General features: G+C 68.0%; 1 protein-coding gene. It reads right to left on the bottom strand.

All coding sequences use genetic code 11. The annotated features are described in order from the left end of the window. Window positions 1–45: 45 nt before the first annotated feature. Window positions 46–1,170: an alpha/beta hydrolase gene (locus ACFYOH_RS44865; protein ID WP_388638157.1), complete on the bottom strand. Its 1,125-nt coding sequence runs from the start codon at window positions 1,168–1,170 to the stop codon at window positions 46–48. Between the last annotated feature and the right edge of the window lie 48 nt (window positions 1,171–1,218).

Raw genomic sequence — 1,218 nt, 5'->3', positions numbered from 1 at the left:
CCCGGCCACATCACCGGCTTTGCGCGGCGTCAGTCGTGCGGGGGCTCAGTGGGCGACCAGCCGTGAGCTGAGCCACTGGAGGGTGGCGGGGATCTCCCGCCGCCAGGTGTTGAAGTTGTGGCCGCCGCTCGGGAGGATGATCGACGAAATCCTGGTCACGTTCGTGTCCTGCACGCTCTTGATGAAGGAGAGCGTGTCCTTGTAATTGTGCTCACCGATCCTGCTGCTGGTGACGAGCAGGGATGTCTCGGGCGCGGTCAGGTGCTTGAGCGTCCAGAAGAGGTTGGACCGGTTCTGCAGGTTCTTGTTGCCGCGGAAGAGGTCCCCGGTGGTGGGGTCGATCGGCGCCTTGTAGTACGGCGACAGGCCCGCGGCGGCCGCGTACGAACCCGGGTGGTGCATGGCGACCTTCAGCGCGCAGTAGCCGCCAGTCGAGTCGCCGACGATGCCCCAGCTGGCGGGCGTCTTGTCGACCCGGTAGTGGGCCATCACCGCGTCGCGCAGGTCCTTCGCGAAGAAGGTCTCGGTCTGCGGGCCCCCGGGAACGTCGACGCACTCGGTGTCCCGCGGCGGCGCCACGGTCGGCCGCAGCATCACCAGGATCATCGGCTGCATCTTCCCCTGCTTGGCCAGCTGCTGCGCGGTGCTCGGATAGTGCAGCTTGTCCACCAGCGCCTGAGCCGTGCCCGGGTAACCCGTGAGAACCACGGACACCGGGAACCTGCGCGCGCTGTTCTGCGGCTTGAAGTACTCCGGAGGCAGGTACACGAACGCCGGCGTGGCGAGGTGTGTCGTACGGCCGATGATGTCGACCTTCTGGATCTGCCCGGCCACCTGCGGCAGTGTGCTGCTCGCGCCGAGGACATGGGACGTGGAGACCACCTGGACGGGGCTGTCGCCACCGCCCGCTATATGGTCGACGACCACCCCCTGGCCGTTCTCCTGGCCGAACAGGTCCGCCCAGCTGGCGTAGAACCCGAAGGCCTGGTTGGCGGCGAGGCCCACCGAGGCGAACAGCGCCAGCTGGGTGGTCAGGAGCAGACCGACCCGGCCGCTGACGGCCCGCCAGCTCTGCCGGGCCAGCCGCGGCCACAACCACACCGTGCCGGCGAACAGCAGTACGGCGAGAACGATCGCCAGCATCAGCACTTTGTTGCTCGTGAGATCCATGGGCTGTTACCTGCCTGCGCTCTCCGCCCGGCGCCGCCCGCGCTTCGT

It is taken from the genome of Streptomyces sp. NPDC007856 (assembly GCF_042868225.1).
GTDB lineage: Bacteria > Actinomycetota > Actinomycetes > Streptomycetales > Streptomycetaceae > Streptomyces.
The sequence above is the reverse complement of the archived record's forward strand: the minus strand, read 5'-3'. Positions and strand labels throughout refer to the sequence as shown.

What these genes read in the sequence shown, in the direction of transcription:
- ACFYOH_RS44865 (WP_388638157.1), bottom strand. Translation starts at nt 1,170, where the DNA reads ATGGATCTCACGAGCAACAAAGTGCTGATGCTGGCGATCGTTCTCGCC.